Raw genomic sequence first — 17483 nt, forward strand, 5'->3', positions numbered from 1 at the left:
GGATTCACTATAGGGCTACCGGAGGAACTGTATCCTGCTGCGCCCGAGCATCCGGCATCCCAGTCATCCACGGTTGATCCCTAAGCTTTGCAATTCTAGTGATTCAGGATTCTTGGCATCCGGGTATCTCGTAAGCGCGATACAAAGCGAAATTTCCCCGGCTATTGCTCTAAGTGGAGCTTTGGTTCCCTCTCGGCAATGCCGGTTAGGCTTTCGCCGAATCATTAGCGCGGACAGTCAGCTGCCGCGCGATGTCTTTAGGCTTTTCGCCTAGTGTCCAAATGAAAAATCGGAAACGCCTGTCTATTCTTCATTCGTGGCATAAACAGTGACCCAGACTCCCACCGGCTCTTTGAATTCGAGCTGTACCTCATTGGTGTTGATTTGATGTGCCGGGGTAGAAAGGCTCGTATATATTTCTGAATTCGAATCGCAACCACTCGCACCGGTTTTTGATCCACCTAGCAGGATAATCTCCCAAGGGGACGTTGCATCACATGAAATTATGAAGCCAACTGAATCAAATCCTCCGGGAAGATCCCCGAGGCGCAGAGTGGTCGAGCCCACGGAATGAGTTTCATTGAGAATCTGGAAGGAGTCTTCGCTCTGGGCGAGGAATTCGGCATGCTTCTTTAGGGGATCTGGCGATTCCGAGGTGCTGGCCGACGTATCTGACGAAGGAATCTCTCCAAGCGCTGTCTCAGGGGAAGTCGAAGGGCTGCATGAAGACAGTGCCAAAGCAATCACAGAAGCAAGTGAAATGATTCCAAAGAGGCGTTTCGTCATGTGTCAAGATTATCTTTTAGCGGGATAAAATCAAGAGTTCATGAGAGTACTTCGATTTCCCGCGTTTTCGCTCGGGTAGTTTGCCGAGGAACTCTTGAATGGCAGCGATGCGAATTCAGTGTCGAGTGGATGGAGTATCGCTCTTTCCATCAAGCGGTGGGCAGTTAGCGGCCGCGGGCAATTTGATGCGGGTATCGCCATCTCGGATTGGTGACGAGCCCGGTCCATGCCGGCAGTAGTTCCCGAATAGGCCGGTCGGGTCGACTCCGAGATCCCCTATGTGCAGTTCTGGATTTGAAGCAAGGTCGCCGAGCGGTCCCAGAGTTGCTTCGCTAGTACCTCATCATGGATCAGCGGGTTGACCTTCGATGCGATCTTTCCCGACTCGTAGTAGGCGCCCGGTTCGAATTGCACGCCAGGCTTCGCCTCCGCAAGCCAGACGAGCTGGTCGGCACCCTTGCTCGAGTCGACCGTGAAGAAGCGCCTAAGCGGACCGTGGTAAAGGAACTTCAATAACCCCTTGGAGTCCGAGGCGAAACTGGTGCCAACGATCCCGGGGTGGAACGCCACGGCGTTAATCCCGGAACCGCCAAAGCGCCGCTGTAATTCCGAGGTGAACAGAATGTTCGCCAACTTTGCATTGCCGTAGGCGGCCCTCGGTGAGTAGCTGTTTTCGCCCTGTAGGTCCGCAATGTCGAATTTGGCCATGAGACGCGCAGCCATGCTGGCGGTCTGAATGACCGTGGCACCCGAATCGATTAGTCGTTGCAACAACAGATTCGTGAGCAGGAAGGGCGCGAGGTGATTGACTTGGAAAGTCTTTTCGAATCCATCCACGGTCAGTTCGCGCTCTGCCTTGATCCCGCCGGCATTATTAGCCAGCACATCAATTCGGGGATACTTCTGGAGCAACTGCGTGGCCAGGCCGCGTACCTGTGCGAGCTGGCTGAAGTCTGCCACGAAATAGCTGGCGCCTAGCTCATGGGCGATGGCCTGGGTTTTGGTTTGCGACCGACCGACAACGACAATCTGGTGCCCCTGTCGTGACAGTTCTCGGGCCGATGCGGCCCCGATCCCGTCGCTGGCTCCGGTAATGAGAATGGTTTTTTTCATGGTGCCCTTAAGCGCTAGTTGGTTTATCCGAGTTTAGGGCCTAGCCGAAGCTAAAGGTTGTGGCGACGGGGAAGCTGCCAGAAAATGCTGACAGGAGATTGTTCGCGGCCTCGCGCGAGCTGCGGCGTGAGAAGAAGAGCGAAAAAAAGCAGGCCCTGGTAACCAGGACCTGCAATTTAGGTGGTGCCCCTGAAAGGAATCGAACCTTCGGCCTTCTGCTCCGGAGGCAGACGCTCTATCCACTGAGCTACAGAGGCGTGTTGCTGGGCAACAGGAAAAATACTATCAGGTCGTCACTTGATCTGCGCAATTCCAGCACCTTGGCACGCATGTGTTGCAAAAGTCACCGGGTTGGGCCAGTCTCACAGGCGATGCAAGTCATGAATGCTGAAGAAGCACGGCAATTGCCGGTATTCTTGAACGGTGACTCCTGAAGAACTCTCCGCAGCAATATCCGCATGCCTCACCGAAGCCGTAGCCGCCGGCGAAATCTCCGTCGAGGTGCCAGAGACCGTACGCGTGGACCGCCCGAAAAGCCGTGAACACGGCGACTGGGCGACCAACATCGCGCTGCAGCTGGGCAAGAAGGCCGGCATGGCCCCGCGCGACTTCGCCCAGATCCTGGCCACCCGACTTGCTTCGGTCCCAGGAGTCGGCGCCGTGGACATCGCAGGTCCCGGCTTCCTGAACATCACCCTCGAAGCCGGCGCTGCCGGCGAGCTGGCCCGCACCATCGTCGAGGCTGGTTCCGCCTACGGCAGCAACGAGGCCCTGGCCGGCCACGTGGTCAACATGGAATTCGTTTCCGCGAACCCCACCGGCCCGCTGCACATCGGCCACACCCGCTGGGCCGCGCTGGGAGATGCCATCTCCCGCGTGCTGCGCGCTTCGGGCGCTTCGGTGACCAGCGAGTACTACATTAACGATGCCGGCAACCAGATGAACGTCTTCGCCCGTTCGGTGTACAACCGCATCCACGGCCTGCCAGTGCCAGAGGGCGGCTACCCGGGTGAATACATCAAGGAACTGGGCGACGCCGTCCTGGCCGAAGCCCCGCAGCTGCGCGAGCTGGACGAAGCAGAAGCCATTCCTGCCCTGCGCGACGCCGCCTACAAGGCGCAGCTCGAAGACATCAAGTCCACCCTGGCCGACTTCGGCGTCAGCTTCGACGTGTTCTTCTCCGAAACCACCTTGCATGAGGGCGGTGCGGTGGCTGACGCCGTGGCCCGCCTGCGCGAGCAGGGCCACATCTTCGATCTGGAGGGCGCGGTTTGGCTGCGCACCACCGACTTCGGCGATGACAAGGACCGCGTGCTGATCCGCGCCAACGGCGAGCCGACCTACTTCGCCGCGGATGCCGCCTACTACCTGTCCAAGAAGGACCGAGGCTTCGAAGAGAAGATCTACCTGCTGGGCGCCGACCACCACGGCTACGTCAACCGCCTGAAGGCGATCGCCGCCTGCGCGGGAGATGACAAGGACAAGAACATCGAGGTGCTGATCGGCCAGCTGATCTCTGTCAACGGAGCCAAGCTGTCCAAGCGCGCGGGCAACATCATCGAGCTGCGCGATTTGATCAACTGGATCGGCGCCGACGCGCTGCGCTACTCGCTGGCCCGATTCCCGGCTGATTCGCCGATCGCGCTGGACCCCGAGCAGCTGAAGAAGAACACCAATGACAACCCGGTGTTCTACGTCCAGTACGCCCATGCCCGTTCGTGCGCCGCGGCCCGCAATGCCGCCGCCAAGGGCGTGACCCGTGACGGCTTCGATGCCGCGCTGCTGACCGACCCGACCGAAAACGAGCTGCTGGCCGTGCTCGGCCAGTTCCCGTCGGTGGTTGCCGGTGCCGCGGAATTCCGCGAACCGCACCGCATTGCCCGTTACCTGGAGCAGGTCGCCGGCGCCTACCACTCGTGGTACGCCGCAACCCGCATCACCCCGGTGGGCGAAGGCGAAGCGGTCGCGCCGGTGCACGGCACCCGGCTGTGGCTGAACGACGCCGCCACCACCGTTTTGGCAAATGGATTGGAACTGCTGGGCGTTTCCGCCCCAGAGAGGATGTAAGACCTTATGGCCGTATCGCCGCTAGCCCCGCAATGGCTGCAATTCCCGGAAAACATCAACGCACTTCGACAGATCGAGTGGGCTTCGGGGGTTTCCCGCGAGGCTGGCGGCGAACTGTCCATCCAGGGCCTTCCCGTCTCCCAGCTGGCCGCCGAGTTCGGCACCCCGCTGTTCGTGCTCGATGAGAACGACTTCCGCGCCCGCGCCCGGGGTTTCAAGACCGCCTTCGACGACGCGTTCAGGCAGCTGTGCGGGGGAGTCGACGTCTACTACGCCGGCAAGGCATTCTTGTGCACCGAGGTGGCCCGCTGGGTGACCGACGAGGGCCTGCGCCTGGATACCTGCTCCGGGGGCGAACTGGCCGTGGCCAACGCCGCCAAGGTGCCCGCTGCCAACCTCTCGCTGCACGGGAACAACAAGTCGGCTGCCGAGATCACCCGCGCCATCGAAATGGGCGTCGGGCGCCTGGTCATCGACTCGCTGGACGAGCTTGACCGGGTGATTTCGATCGCCGACGCCATGGGCCAGAGCGCGCAGGTCATGCTGCGCATTACCCCCGGCGTGCACGCCTCCACCCATGAGGCCATCGCCACCGCGCACGAGGACCAAAAGTTCGGGCTGTCCATCCTGGACGATGCCTCCGGCACTTCTCCTGCGCTGCGTGCGGTCGCCCAGGCGATCGAGGCGCAGAACATCAACCTGCTGGGCCTGCACGCCCACATCGGTTCGCAGATCTTCGAGGCCGAGGGCTTCGCAATGGTCGCCCGCACCATGCTCGGCCTGCTGGCCAAGATCCGCTCGATCCATGGTGTTTCCCTGCCCGAGCTGGATCTGGGCGGCGGCTACGGCATTGCCTACACCTCCGAGGACCACCCCTCCACCCCGGCCAAGCTGGCCGGGCAGATGGCCGAAGTGGTCTCGGCGACCTGCGCCGAACTCGAGCTGGAATGCCCGCGCATTTCCATCGAGCCGGGCCGCGCCATCGCCGGCCCGAGCACCTTCACCCTCTACGAGGCTGGCGTGCGCAAGGACGTCCAGGTGGAAGACGGCTCAGGGGCGCTGCACCCGCGCCGCTACATTTCAGTGGACGGCGGGATGAGCGACAACCCGCGCCCGGTGCTCTACGACGCGCAATATACCGCCGTGCTGGCTAGCCGTATGACGCAAAACGACGCAATTATTTCTCGTGTAGTTGGGAAACATTGCGAGTCAGGTGACATAGTCGTGAAGGACGTTTACCTGCCCGATGACGTGGCGGCCGGCGATTTGATCGCCGTTCCGGCCACCGGCGCCTACTGCTGGGCGCTGTCGAGCAACTACAACTACCTCACCCGCCCCGCGGTGGTAGCGGTACGCGATGGCCAAGCCCGTCTGATCGTGCGCAGGGAAACGGAAACAGACTTGTTGGCCCGTGACATGGGAGTTTAATTGAGCGGCGAAAAGAACCTGAAGGTAGCCCTGCTGGGTTGCGGCACCGTCGGAGCCCAAGTGGCCCGGATCCTGCTGGAAGATGCAAACGAACTGGCTGCCCGCTCCGGCGCCGGCCTGCAGCTGATCGGCATTGCCGTGCGCAACCCGGATGCCAAGCGCGATGCAGTGCTGCCACAGGAGCTTTTCACCACCGACGCCCACGGGCTGATCGCCCAGGCCGATGTGGTCATCGAACTGCTCGGCGGCATGGAGCCGGCCGGCGAATACATCGCCGCCGCCCTTGCCAAGGGTGCCAGCGTCATCACCGGCAACAAGGCGCTGATTGCGCTCAAGGGCGCCGAACTGAACGCGATCGCTGCCGACAACGGCGCCCAGCTGCGCTACGAGGCCGCGGTGGCCGGGGCCATCCCGATCCTGCGCCCGATTGCGGACTCGCTGGCCGGGGACCACATCACCAAGGTGATGGGCATCGTCAACGGCACCACCAACTTCATCCTCGACGCCATGGACACCACCGGTGCCGCGTTCGACGACGTGCTGGCCGAAGCCCAGGCGCTGGGCTATGCGGAAGCCGATCCAACCGCCGACGTGGGCGGGCACGATGCCGCCGCGAAGGCCGCGATCCTGGCCTCGCTGGCCTTCCACACCACCGTGTCCTCGGACCAGGTCTGGACCCAGGGCATCACCGAAGTCAGCGCCGCCGATGTCGCGGCCGCGGCCGCCGCCGGCTACGTGATCAAGCTGCTGGCCATCGCCGAGCAGGCCGAAGCCGGGATTTCGGTGCGCGTCTACCCGGCCCTGGTGCGCCGCAGCCACCCGCTGGCTACCGTGCATGGCGCGTTCAACGCCGTGTTCGTCGAAGCGCAGAACGCCGGCGACCTGATGTTCTACGGGGCTGGAGCCGGTGGCAACCCGACCGCGTCGGCGGTCATGGGCGACGTCGTTGCCGTGGCCCGCCAGATCGCTGCCGGAGCCCCGCTGCCCAACGGCTCGGTTAACCAGGCGCCACGGATGCTGGACTTCGAGGCCATCGACACCCGCTACTGGATTGGCCTGTCGGTCAAGGACCAGTCCGGCGTGCTGGCCGCCATCGCCACCGTCTTCGGCGAGCACGGGGTCTCCATCGAGTCGATGAGCCAGCAGGTGGACGCCGAAGCGGGCGCGCAGCTGCGCATCCTGACCCACCAGGGCACCGAAGCGGCCCTGGCCAGCACCGTCGAGGCGCTGACCGCGCTGGACGCGGTGCACTCTGTTCTATCCGTTATGCGAGTTGAAGGAAACTAACGTGGCTCACCAGTGGCGCGGAGTGATCCGCGAATATGCCGATCGCCTGCCAGTAGACGAAAACACCAAGGTCATCACCCTGGGCGAGGGCGGCACCCCGCTGGTCTACGCCCCGGCGCTGTCGGCGCAGACCGGCAACGAGGTGTACCTGAAGGTCGAGGGCATGAACCCGACCGGTTCCTTCAAGGACCGCGGCATGACCATGGCGATGACCGCCGCGGTGGCTGCCGGCGCCAAGGCCGTGGTGTGCGCCTCCACCGGCAACACCTCCGCTTCGGCCGCCGCCTACGCTACCCAGGCAGGGCTGAAGTGCGCGGTGCTGGTGCCCGATGGCAAGATCTCCATGGGCAAGATGTCCCAGGCGATCGCCCACGGTGCGGACATCATCCAGATCGACGGCAACTTCGATAACTGCCTGGAAGTGGCGCGCAAGCTCAGCGAGAACTACCCGGTGTTCCTGGTGAATTCGGTGAACCCGGCCCGCATCCAGGGCCAGAAGACCGGCGCCTTCGAGGTCGTCGACTTCCTGGGCGACGCCCCGGATTACCACCTGCTGCCGGTAGGCAACGCGGGGAACATCACCGCGTACTGGAAGGGGTACAAGGAGTATTCCTCCAAGTGGACCAACGAAGCCGGCAAGGAACTGCAGCCGGTGTCCACCAAGAACCCGGTCATGTGGGGCTTCCAGGCCGCCGGGGCCGCCCCGATCGTGGCCGGCCACCCGATCACCGAACCGGATACCATCGCCACCGCCATCCGCATCGGCAATCCGGCATCCTGGGAACAGGCCGAAGCCGCCCGCGACGAGTCCGGCGGGCAGATCGACTCGGTCACCGACGAGCAGATCCTCGAAGCCCATCGCTGGCTTTCCAGCCGCGAAGGCGTCTTCGTGGAGCCAGCTTCGGCAGCCGGCGTGGCCGGCCTGCTCAAGCACCACGCCGCCGGCACTGCGCCGACCGGCAAGAAGATCGTGATCACCGTGACCGGCCACGGCCTGAAGGACCCGGACTGGGCCCTGAAGCAGGCCGACGGCTCGGAAGTTGCGCCGAAGAAGGTGGCCTTCGACGTGGTCGAGGTCGCCGGCGCGCTGGGCCTGGCCTAGCAGCTTTTCGCCGGCCAGCCGCCGGCAGCACGACGGCCCGCCGCGTCATTGGCTCTCCCGGACCGGGGGAGCCAATCGCGGCGGGCCGTTGCGCACCTGATACCTATCGCACCGAATTCTTGAAGGAACCATGACGCAGCAGATCGCCCTGGGCCAGAAGTTGATCGTTTCCCCGCCGGCCACCTCAGCCAACCTCGGTCCTGGCTTCGATTCGCTGGGCCTGGCCCTGGAATACCGCGACCGCCTCGAAGTGCGCACCGCGCGGTCCAGCAGTGTCGAGATTTTCGGCGATGGGGCGCAGGAGCTGCCACGCGATGAGTCGCATCTGATCATCAAGGAAATGCACCGCTACTGGAAAGACGCCGGTTTTGAACCGGTTGGCGTCCAGCTGGTCGCGCACAACAACATCCCGCACGCGCGCGGCATGGGATCCTCGGCCGCGGCGATTGTCGCGGCCTACGCCGCCGCCGATGCGCTGCTTCCAGCCCCAGCTCGTGGCGGGACCGAGCGGATCTTCCAGGCGGCTGCAGCGTGGGAAGGGCACCCGGACAATGTGGCTCCGGCGGTCTTTGGCGGGCTGAGCATCTCTGCCACCGATGCCGCCGGCAGCTTCAGCTCGGTGCAGGTGCCCCTGCACCCGGACCTGCGCGCAGTGCTGGCGATCCCGTCCAACGGCTTGTCCACCGAGGTCGCGCGCGGCGCGCTGCCTGCACAGGTCGACCACGCGGTAGCCGCGGCGAACAGCGCGAGCGCCGCGCTGCTGATCCATGCGCTGAGCAACGATCCGCGCCAGCTGCTGGGCGGCACCAAGGACTACCTGCACCAGGACTATCGCGCCGCGGCCATGCCCGAAAGCGCGGCGCTGATTGCCAAGCTGCGCGGCGCAGGACTGGCCGCAGTGGTTTCCGGTGCCGGACCGACCGTGTTGACCCTGGTGGCCTGCGATGAACAGGTCGCTGCCGTGCAAGCGGCCATCGATGAATTCTCTGCAGGATCTCCAGTGTCATGGCGTGCTGAAGTTCCCAAGCTGGCCGCCAACGGTGTTACAGTAGAAGTGCTGTAACACCATGGCAGGCCGGATAGCTGGGCAGTAGCCCGGTCCGAATCCTTTGTGGCCAGTGTTGATGCGGATAAATTCGGTTCTCGAACCCCATTTCATCCGTCCAGCCGTCCCGGATCTTCCTGCAGTTCGCAGCAACTTTGATATCCCGCATTCAGGTACGTCATCGTGCCTAGGAGATGTCAGTCTCTCTAATCCACTGCAGTTTTGCCTCGAATTCTGGGCCATCTTGCGGGGAGAAAGTGAAGTAGCCACGAAATCTTCGGCTGCTGAACATCATTTACGGCATAGTGGGCCTGCCTTGAAGCGGCCCATCCTACGAGTCAGAAGGAACTTTCGTGACCGAAACCACGAGCCTCAACGAAGGCGTGGACACCAAGACTTCCGAAAACAAGAGCGCCGGACTGGCCTCTTTGAAAATGACCCAGCTCCAGCAGTTGGCTTCGCAGCTGGGTATCACCGGCGGTTCGCGGATGCGCAAGGCTGATCTGGTCAAGGCCATCGGCGACCACCAGCGCGGTGGCTCCGTTGCCGCCAAGGACGCCAAGGCCGCACAGGAAGCGAAGTCTGCCAAGACCGAAGCTCCCGCAGCGAAGGCTGAAGCTCCAGCTGAGCAGGCCAAGGAAACCAAGACCCGTGCACGTCGTGCGCCAAAGGCCGCGGCCCAGGCGCAGGCTGAGACCGAGAGCGCACCAGAGGCCGGCGCGGCTGCTGAAGCTCCGGCTGAAAAGCCAGCTCGCGCACGCCGCACCTCGCGCCGTGTGACCGACTCGGGCAAGGTTGCGGCTCCTGCCGAAGCCAACGAAGCCGCTACTGAGGCTCCAGCCGAGAACCAGGCAGCAGCCGAGGAGTCCAAGGCTCCACGCCAGCGCCGCAACTCGCGGAACAACAAGCCGGTTGACCAGCCAGCAGAGCAGGCAGCCGAGCAGGCCGAGGCACCGGCGGAGAACGCCGAGAGCAACGGCGAAGCACGCGAAGAGCGCCGCGAGCGCGGCAACCGCCGTGAGCGTGGCAACCGCCGCGATCGCAACACCGAGCGCACCGAGCGCACCGAAGTTGCCGAGTCGGAGAACGCTGAAGAGCGCACCGACCGCCGCGAAGAGCGCCGCGAGCGCAACAACCGCCGCAACGAGCGCAACAACGACCGCAACGAGCGCAACAACGACCGCAATGAGCGCAACAACGATCGTGCTGAGCGCAACAACGATCGCAATGATCGCAACGAGCGCAACAACGACTCGAACGACTCGGAGAACATCGAGGACCGTTCCGAGCGTGGCGACCGCAATGACCGCCGCGAACGCCGCGAGCGCAACAACGACCGCAACGATCGCAATGACCGCAGCAACCGCCGCGAGCGCAACAATGATCGCAACGATCGCAACAACGACCGTAACGATCGCAACAACCGCAACCGCCGCAACCGCCGTGATGACGACGAGCCGCAGCTGAGCGAGGACGACGTCGTATTGCCGATCGCCGGCATCCTGGACGTGCTGGAGAACTACGCCTTCGTGCGCACCTCCGGCTACCTGCCCGGCCCGAACGACGTCTACGTCACCCTGGGCCAGGTCAAGAAGTACAACCTGCGCAAGGGCGACGCCATCGTTGGCGCGATCCGCCAGCCACGCGAGGGCGAGACCCCGAACCCGCGCCAGAAGTTCAACGCCCTGGTGCAGCTGACTTCGGTCAACGGCAAGAAGCCAGAGGACAACCGCGAACGCGTCGAGTTCAACAAGCTCGTCCCGCTGTACCCGACCGAGCGCCTGCGCCTGGAAACCGATCCGAAGCTGGTCGGCCCGCGCGTCATCGACCTGGTCGCGCCAATCGGCAAGGGCCAGCGCGGCCTGATCGTTTCGCCTCCGAAGGCCGGCAAGACCTTGATCCTGCAGGCCATTGCCAACGCGATCACCATCAACAACCCGGAAGTGCACCTGATGATGGTGCTCGTTGATGAGCGTCCCGAAGAAGTCACCGACATGCAGCGCACCGTGAAGGGCGAGGTCATCGCCTCGACCTTCGACCGCCCGGCCGATGACCACACCACCGTGGCCGAGCTGGCCATCGAGCGCGCCAAGCGCCTGGTGGAAATGGGCATGGATGTCGTGGTCCTGCTGGACTCGATGACCCGCCTGGGCCGTGCCTACAACCTGGCCGCTCCGGCCTCGGGCCGCATCCTCTCCGGCGGCGTCGACTCGGCAGCGCTGTACCCGCCGAAGCGCTTCTTCGGTGCAGCCCGCAACATCGAGAATGGCGGCTCGCTGACCATCCTGGCTACCGCCCTGGTGGAGACCGGTTCCAAGATGGACGAAGTCATCTTCGAGGAATTCAAGGGCACCGGCAACATGGAGCTGCGCCTTTCGCGCCAGCTGGCCGAGAAGCGCATCTTCCCGGCAGTGGATGTCAACGCTTCCTCGACCCGCCGCGAAGAGCAGCTGATGAGTGCCGAAGAAGTGCGCATCATGTGGCGCCTGCGCCGCATGCTCTCGGGCATCGATCCGCAGCAGGCACTGGAAGTGCTCACCGGGAAGATCCGCGAAACCGGATCGAACGCGGAATTCTTGATGCTGGTCAACAAGACCACTCCAAACAAGGATTAGCACCACCCACCGCCATGGCGTCCAGCCAGCTTGCCGCACCGGCAGCTGGCTGGACGCCATCGGCGCGTAGTGACACCTCGCACGCCGGCCCCGGCCGGCGCAGCGTTTAGAATTGAATTCCAGCAGTGCCCCAGCCGCAATAGCCGGCGGCACTGCGCGGAAAACGCCAACAAGGAAGCACACCCACCATGTTCGAGTCCGTCAAGTCGCTACTAGAAGAGCATGCCGCAATCCAGGCGCAGCTCTCGGATCCAGCGGTGTACGCCGACCAGGCGCTGGCCCGCAAGCTCGGCCGCCGCTCGGCACAGCTGAACGGCATCGTCGAGGCCTACAACAAGTGGCACGCCGCCACCGAGGACCTGGAAGCAGCCAAGGAAATGGCTGACGAGGATCCGGACTTCGCAGAAGAGGTGGAAACCCTCACCGCCGCCCTGCCAGAGCTCGAGGAGAAGCTGCGCCGCCTGCTGATCCCGCGCGACGAGAACGACGGCCGCGACGTGATCCTCGAAGTCAAGGGCGGCGAGGGCGGCGACGAAGCAGCGCTGTTCGCAGCCGACCTGCTGCGCATGTACACCCGTTTCGCCGAGCACAAGGGCTGGAAGGTGGAGATGATCTCCTTCAACGAGTCCGACCTCGGCGGCTACAAGGACGCCCAGGTTGCCATCAAGGGCAAATCGAATGACCCGGCCGAAGGCGTCTACGCCCAGCTGAAGTTCGAAGGCGGCGTGCACCGCGTGCAGCGCGTGCCGGTCACCGAATCCCAGGGCCGCATCCACACCTCGGCTGCCGGCGTGCTGGTCCTGCCCGAGGTGGACGAGCCCGAAGAAGTCGACATCCACCAGAACGACCTGAAGATCGATGTCTACCGTTCCTCGGGCCCCGGCGGCCAGTCGGTGAACACCACCGACTCCGCGGTGCGCATTACCCACCTGCCCACCGGCATCGTGGTGGCCATGCAGAACGAGAAGTCGCAGATCCAGAACCGCGAAGCCGCGATGCGCGTGCTGCGTTCGCGCCTGCTGGCCCACCAGCAGGAGATCATCGACAAGGAGAACTCGGCCCAGCGTGCAAGCCAGATCCGCACCATGGACCGCTCCGAGCGCATCCGCACCTACAACTACCCGGAAAACCGCATTGCCGACCACCGCACCGGCTACAAGGCCTACAACCTCGACGCCGTGATGGACGGGGACCTGCAGCCGGTGGTTGAATCCTGCATCCAGATGGACGAGGAAGAGCGCTTGGCAGCGCTGGGCGAGTAACGACGCCTTGGAAGAACTCACTGCCGTGCGCCGCCAGGCGATTGCGGCGCTGGCCGACGCCGGGGTGCCAAGCCCCGGCGTCGACGTCGACCTGCTGCTGTGCCACGTGCTGGGCATTGACCGCTCGGAACTGAAGCTGCGCGAACTGCGTGGCGAGGGCCTCGACCCTGGATCCCGGGAGCAATTCACCGCCCTGGTGGCCGCCCGGCGCACCCGCATCCCGCTGCAGCACCTGACTGGCGTGGCGTACTTCCGCTACCTGGAGCTGAAGGTGGGACCGGGAGTATTCACCCCGCGCCCGGAAACCGAAACCGTGGTGCAGGTCGGCCTTGATTTCCTGGCCGGCCAAGGCATCGGCACCCCGCGGTGCATTGATTTGTGCTCGGGCTCCGGCGCCATTGCAGCGTCCGTGGCCAGCGAAGTGCCAGCAGCCAGCGTCTGGGCCGTGGAGCTCTCGGAGGATGCCATCGGCTACACCCGGGCCAACTGCGAGCCGCACCGGGTCACCGTGCTGCACCAGGATGCCACGGCGGTCCCCGGGGAACTGGAAGGCACCATGGACCTGGTGATCTCCAATCCGCCGTATATTCCGCCCAACGCGGTGCCGCGCGAAGTGGAAGTGCGCGAGCACGACCCGGAAATGGCGTTGTACGGGCTCGGGGAGGACGGACTGGACATTCCGCGTGCCATTACCGCCCAAGCCATGAAGCTCTTGCGTCCCGGCGGCTACTACGTGATGGAACACGCCGAAGTGCAGCGCGAAACCGCGGCAGCCATGCTGCGCGCGGCCGGTTTCACGCAGGTAGCTGGCCATGAAGATTTGACCGGGCGCGCCCGCGCCACATCCGGCTACGCGCCGCAATAACCAAACCACACCAGTGCATGAAAGAATGATCCCGTGAGCACAACATTTTCGGTAAGCAACGAGCAGGAACACGCTGAAGGCATCGCCGCAGCCAAGGCCGCGCTGGCGGACAAGCGCTGCATCGTCTTGCCTACAGATACCGTCTACGGGATCGGCGCCGATGCATTCAGCGCCCAGGGCGTGGCGATGCTGCTGGCCGCCAAAGGCCGCAACCGCACCATGCCCCCGCCGGTGCTGATCGCCCAGAGTTCCACCATGGACGGATTGGCCAGGGACATCCCCGAGCCCGCGCGCAAGCTGGCCGAAGCGTTCTGGCCAGGCGGACTGACCCTGATCCTGCAGGCCCAGCCTTCGCTGACCTGGGATCTGGGGGAGACCCGCGGCACCGTGGCGCTGCGCGTGCCCAACGACGACACCGCCCTGGAACTCCTGGGCCAGACCGGCCCGCTGGCCGTGTCCTCGGCCAACCGCACCGGCAACGCGGCGGCGCTGGATGTCGAGCAGGCTTTCGCTCAGCTCGGGGAGTCGGTGGATGTCTACCTCGACGGCGGCCCGCGCGGCGAGGCCGGGGAAGAGGTCCTGCCATCGACCATCATCGATTGCACCGGCCAGAACCTGCAGGTGGTTCGCTCGGGCGCGATTTCCATTGACGAATTGCGCGTGGTCGTCCCTGGCATTCTCGATTTGGGACAGGACGCACCGGAAACCGGCGCATGAGAACATACGTACTGCTCATAGCATTCAGCTTTACGGTTTCGTTCCTGCTCACCCCGATCATCCGCACCCTTGGCCACCGTTTCACCGGCAACCAGCTGGTGCGCGAACGCGACCAGCACGAAAAACCGATCGTGAAGTTCGGCGGCCTGGCGATTATCGCCGCTTTCGCCGCAGGGCTATGGCTGGCCAGCAACTTCCACTTCTTCCGCGGGGTTTTCGGCAATGACGACGCCATCCGCGGAATCGCCTACGCCCTGGGCGTCATCGTGCTCATGGGCCTGGCCGATGACATGTTCGACCTCAAATGGTGGCTGAAGCTCGCCGGCCAGATCCTGATCGGCTGGATGGTCGCCACCAACGGAATCGTCATCCAGTCCCTGCCCGTGGGGTCGTGGCAGATCAATGAGCAATGGATGCAGATTTCGGTGACCATTTTCCTGATCGTGCTGACCATGAACGCGATCAACTTCTCCGATGGATTGGATGGCCTGGCCGCGGGCCTGGCCGCCATTGGCGCGGCGACCTTCTTCGTGTACTCCTATGTACTGGCCACGCACGTGAGCGCCGATGACTACGCGAACATCGGGGCCTTGCTCTGCGCCTTGCTGCTCGGTGCCTGCCTGGGCTTCTTGCCGCACAACTTCAACCCGGCGAATATCTTCATGGGGGAGACCGGCGTTCTCGCCATCGGCATGATCCTCTCGGTGGCCGCGGTGGCGGTGACCGGTGATGTGCAGGGCCTGGAGGCCCGGCGCTTCCGCAACATCCCGGCCTACATGCCGATGCTGCTGCCGATGGTGATCGTCTTCCTACCAGTACTGGACCTTGTACTCTCGGTCTTCCGCCGGCTGGCCAACAAACGCTCACCCTTTTCCCCGGACGCCAAGCACATCCACCACCGGATGCTGGCCCAGGGCCACTCCGTGCGCCAATCGGTAGTTCTGCTCTACCTGTGGGCCGCCGTGATTGCAGTCTCAGTGGTTTCCATCGCCTTCATCCCGGTCATTCTGGTGGTCCCGATGGCCTTGCTGTTGTTCCTAGTGGCAGCGGTAGCAACGTGGCGTCCCCTGGTGATCAAGCGGGTCGAGGCCTTACGCAAGCGCATGGGCAAAGCCTAGCCCGATCAAATAGCAGGGTAACGCACAAGCAATCTGTTTCTATCTCGTGTAGAATTCAATCCGGATCTTCTTTCATCTGTTCTTTAGGGAATAGGTGGAAGTTTCAAGTTTCATCAGCATCGATGGGTGCACGATGGTTCCTCGGTGTTGACGAAGAAAGGTTGCGGACGTGAATTCTGGTTCTGCCCGCGTCAGTGCTTCGTCAGCCCCGAAATCCATCTGGTTGCCGATTCTTGGCTTGTCACTGGTGTATTCGCTGATCGCTACCGCCATATTTTTCCTGATTTCATGGTTGGTTGCCGATCTTCGCTACGCGCTTTCTGGCGCGCTGGCTGCCGGGATTGTGATTGGCTTTTTCGCGATTGGCATTCTCATTGCCGAAGCTGCAGGGCGAATTCGCCACTCGTGGGCCATGCCCGCGTTCTTGGGTGTCTTTGTCATCAAGGTTTTTGGCATCGCCTTCGTGTTGTTGAACCTGGGGTTGCCCGATTGGGTTAATCGCCAGGGATTCGTTCTTGCAGCAGCTATCTCCCTTGTTGCCTGGCAGGTTGGTGAGGTGCGTGCTTTCATGAAGGCGCGCCTGGCTATCTACAACGAGGAATAGAGTATTCCGCGCGACTTTGTGTCGGTGGGGTGCTGTGAGTTTGATAAGCTTACTTCGGGTCATTTTTGGCCGTCCGCTCAACTGCGGGCGGAATACGCAATATGCATCCGCGGGGTAACCCGCAGATGGACCTTCATCAGGGTTGATGCTTCTGGCATGGGCCATGATGGGATCCCCGTTTGATCTTTTCTTCACACGGTGAGAGGCAGTTACCGCCAGTCACCGCCTTTTGCCCGTGACCGTTACTGCAGAGAGGACAGCGCGTTGTTCGCGTTTGCGCTCCCAATGGCCTCAGAAGAAGGCGGCTTCGTACCGCCATCCGTTTCCGATACCCACCTCCCGGATCTTTTCCCGTGGATGGCTGAGTACGGCACGGGTTTCGGCAAGCAGATGCTCATGATCGTTTTGTCGATCGTGCTTATCTCTTGGTTCTTCACCGTGGCCATCAAGAACCCGAAGCTGGTTCCAGGCAAGATGCAGTACATCGCTGAGTCCGGTTACGCGTTTGTACGTAACGGAATTGGCCGCGACATCATCGGCGAGAAGAACTTCCGTCCTTGGATTCCTCTGCTGTTCGCGACCTTCTTCTTCGTACTGCTGAACAACCTCTTCGGCGCGATTCCGTTCCTGCAGCTTCCATCGTTCTCACACGCTGGTTCTGCATACGCGATGGCTATCATCATCTACGGCACCTGGATTGCTGTAGGCCTGAAGAACCACGGTATCCGCTACTTCAAGTTGGCCGTCGTCCCGTCCGGTGTTCCGGGCTGGATCATGCCACTGATGATTCCGTTGGAAATCATTTCTAACTTCATCGTTCGCCCGCTGACGCACTCGCTGCGTTTGATGGCAACGATGCTGGCCGGTCACATGATCGTGATGCTGGCAGCTGCCGGCGCTCGTCACCTGATCGTTGTCCAGGACTCCCTGGCCATGAACGGCCTTGGCATCCTGGTCATCGTTGGCTCGGTCGCCATGTACTTCCTGGAACTGCTGATCATGGTCCTGCAGGCGTTTGTTTTCGCCCTGCTGACCGCGATCTACCTCCAGGGTGCAATCGAAGCCGACGCCCACTAGGCCAACACTTCTTTTCTTCCAACCCATAAAGATCTTCCTTGAGTCGCTCAAGGAATACCTCACAACCTACCGGCAAAAGCTCGGTATCTTGAAAGGAACATAATCACATGTTGCACGGCTCCCTGAATATGATCGGCTACGGCCTGGCTGCTATCGGTTCGGCTATCGGCGTTGGCTTGATCTTCGCTGCCTACATCAACGGTGTTGCACGTCAGCCTGAGGCTCAGCGCATCCTGCAGCCAATCGCCATGCTTGGCTTCGCACTTGCTGAAGCACTGGCCATCCTGGGCCTGGTCTTCGCTTTCGTCATCGGCGCCTAGTCTTTTCGCAACTGTAGTGGCCTCGCCACTATCGCGAGGCGTACACACAAGCGGAAACTAGTAGATAAGGAATAGTG

15 protein-coding genes and 1 tRNA gene are annotated in these 17483 nt (G+C 62.8%); 13 read left to right on the forward strand and 3 right to left on the reverse strand.

The genetic code is table 11. The features are described from left to right. Window positions 1-303: 303 nt before the first annotated feature. The 3 genes from ACIOU9_RS13855 to ACIOU9_RS13865 form a co-directional block, all read right to left on the reverse strand. Window positions 304-786 (reverse strand): hypothetical protein, encoded by a 483-nt coding sequence (locus tag ACIOU9_RS13855; protein ID WP_133834473.1) that lies wholly within the window; start codon window positions 784-786, stop codon window positions 304-306. 276 nt (window positions 787-1062) lie between these two features. Continuing rightward, a complete protein-coding gene (locus ACIOU9_RS13860) occupies window positions 1063-1899 on the reverse strand; it encodes an SDR family NAD(P)-dependent oxidoreductase (RefSeq protein WP_133834472.1) in 837 nt (278 codons plus the stop codon). Between the two features lie 181 nt (window positions 1900-2080). After that, window positions 2081-2156, reverse strand: a tRNA-Arg gene (locus tag ACIOU9_RS13865). A 166-nt stretch (window positions 2157-2322) separates the two neighbouring features. Between ACIOU9_RS13865 and argS the strand changes: the two genes are divergently transcribed. The 13 genes from argS (at window position 2323) to ACIOU9_RS13930 (ending at window position 17406) form a co-directional block, all read left to right on the forward strand. Continuing rightward, window positions 2323-3966: an arginine--tRNA ligase gene (argS, locus tag ACIOU9_RS13870; protein WP_105662579.1), complete on the forward strand. Its 1644-nt coding sequence runs from the start codon at window positions 2323-2325 to the stop codon at window positions 3964-3966. Window positions 3967-3972: 6 nt separating this feature from the next. Next, window positions 3973-5394: a diaminopimelate decarboxylase gene (lysA, locus tag ACIOU9_RS13875; RefSeq protein ID WP_105658400.1), complete on the forward strand. Its 1422-nt coding sequence runs from the start codon at window positions 3973-3975 to the stop codon at window positions 5392-5394. After that, window positions 5395-6681, forward strand: a complete 1287-nt coding sequence (locus ACIOU9_RS13880) for a homoserine dehydrogenase (RefSeq protein WP_105658401.1) — start codon at window positions 5395-5397, stop codon at window positions 6679-6681. A gap of 1 nt (window position 6682) precedes the next feature. Next, complete coding sequence (gene thrC, locus ACIOU9_RS13885) at window positions 6683-7783, forward strand: threonine synthase (protein ID WP_105658402.1); 1101 nt, start codon at window positions 6683-6685, stop codon at window positions 7781-7783. 130 nt (window positions 7784-7913) lie between these two features. Further along, a complete protein-coding gene (gene thrB, locus ACIOU9_RS13890) occupies window positions 7914-8846 on the forward strand; it encodes a homoserine kinase (RefSeq protein ID WP_105658403.1) in 933 nt (310 codons plus the stop codon). Window positions 8847-9181: 335 nt separating this feature from the next. Next, window positions 9182-11443 carry a transcription termination factor Rho gene (rho, locus tag ACIOU9_RS13895; protein WP_402697268.1) on the forward strand — a complete coding sequence of 754 codons (2262 nt, stop codon included), beginning with the start codon at window positions 9182-9184 and terminating at the stop codon, window positions 11441-11443. Window positions 11444-11631: 188 nt separating this feature from the next. Further along, complete coding sequence (prfA, locus tag ACIOU9_RS13900) at window positions 11632-12705, forward strand: peptide chain release factor 1 (RefSeq protein WP_105658405.1); 1074 nt, start codon at window positions 11632-11634, stop codon at window positions 12703-12705. A gap of 7 nt (window positions 12706-12712) precedes the next feature. Then, entirely contained in the window at window positions 12713-13570 is an 858-nt protein-coding gene (prmC, locus tag ACIOU9_RS13905) for a peptide chain release factor N(5)-glutamine methyltransferase (protein WP_402697269.1), read from the forward strand. Between the two features lie 33 nt (window positions 13571-13603). Continuing rightward, window positions 13604-14287 (forward strand): L-threonylcarbamoyladenylate synthase, encoded by a 684-nt coding sequence (locus ACIOU9_RS13910; RefSeq protein WP_105662585.1) that lies wholly within the window; start codon window positions 13604-13606, stop codon window positions 14285-14287. Beyond that, the gene (locus tag ACIOU9_RS13915) at window positions 14284-15405 is read left to right on the forward strand and encodes an MraY family glycosyltransferase (RefSeq protein WP_402697271.1); all 1122 of its coding nucleotides are present in this window, start codon (window positions 14284-14286) and stop codon (window positions 15403-15405) included. The genes ACIOU9_RS13910 and ACIOU9_RS13915 overlap by 4 nt, the downstream gene beginning before the upstream one ends. A 247-nt stretch (window positions 15406-15652) precedes the next feature. Beyond that, window positions 15653-16009 (forward strand): hypothetical protein, encoded by a 357-nt coding sequence (locus ACIOU9_RS13920; RefSeq protein ID WP_146112315.1) that lies wholly within the window; start codon window positions 15653-15655, stop codon window positions 16007-16009. Between the two features lie 285 nt (window positions 16010-16294). After that, entirely contained in the window at window positions 16295-17086 is a 792-nt protein-coding gene (atpB, locus tag ACIOU9_RS13925; protein ID WP_105658410.1) for a F0F1 ATP synthase subunit A, read from the forward strand. Window positions 17087-17193: 107 nt separating this feature from the next. After that, window positions 17194-17406 carry an ATP synthase subunit C gene (locus tag ACIOU9_RS13930; protein ID WP_013348621.1) on the forward strand — a complete coding sequence of 71 codons (213 nt, stop codon included), beginning with the start codon at window positions 17194-17196 and terminating at the stop codon, window positions 17404-17406. Window positions 17407-17483: the final 77 nt, after the last annotated feature.

Source organism: Glutamicibacter sp. NPDC087583, from assembly GCF_044743685.1.
Taxonomy (GTDB): Bacteria; Actinomycetota; Actinomycetes; order Actinomycetales; family Micrococcaceae; genus Glutamicibacter.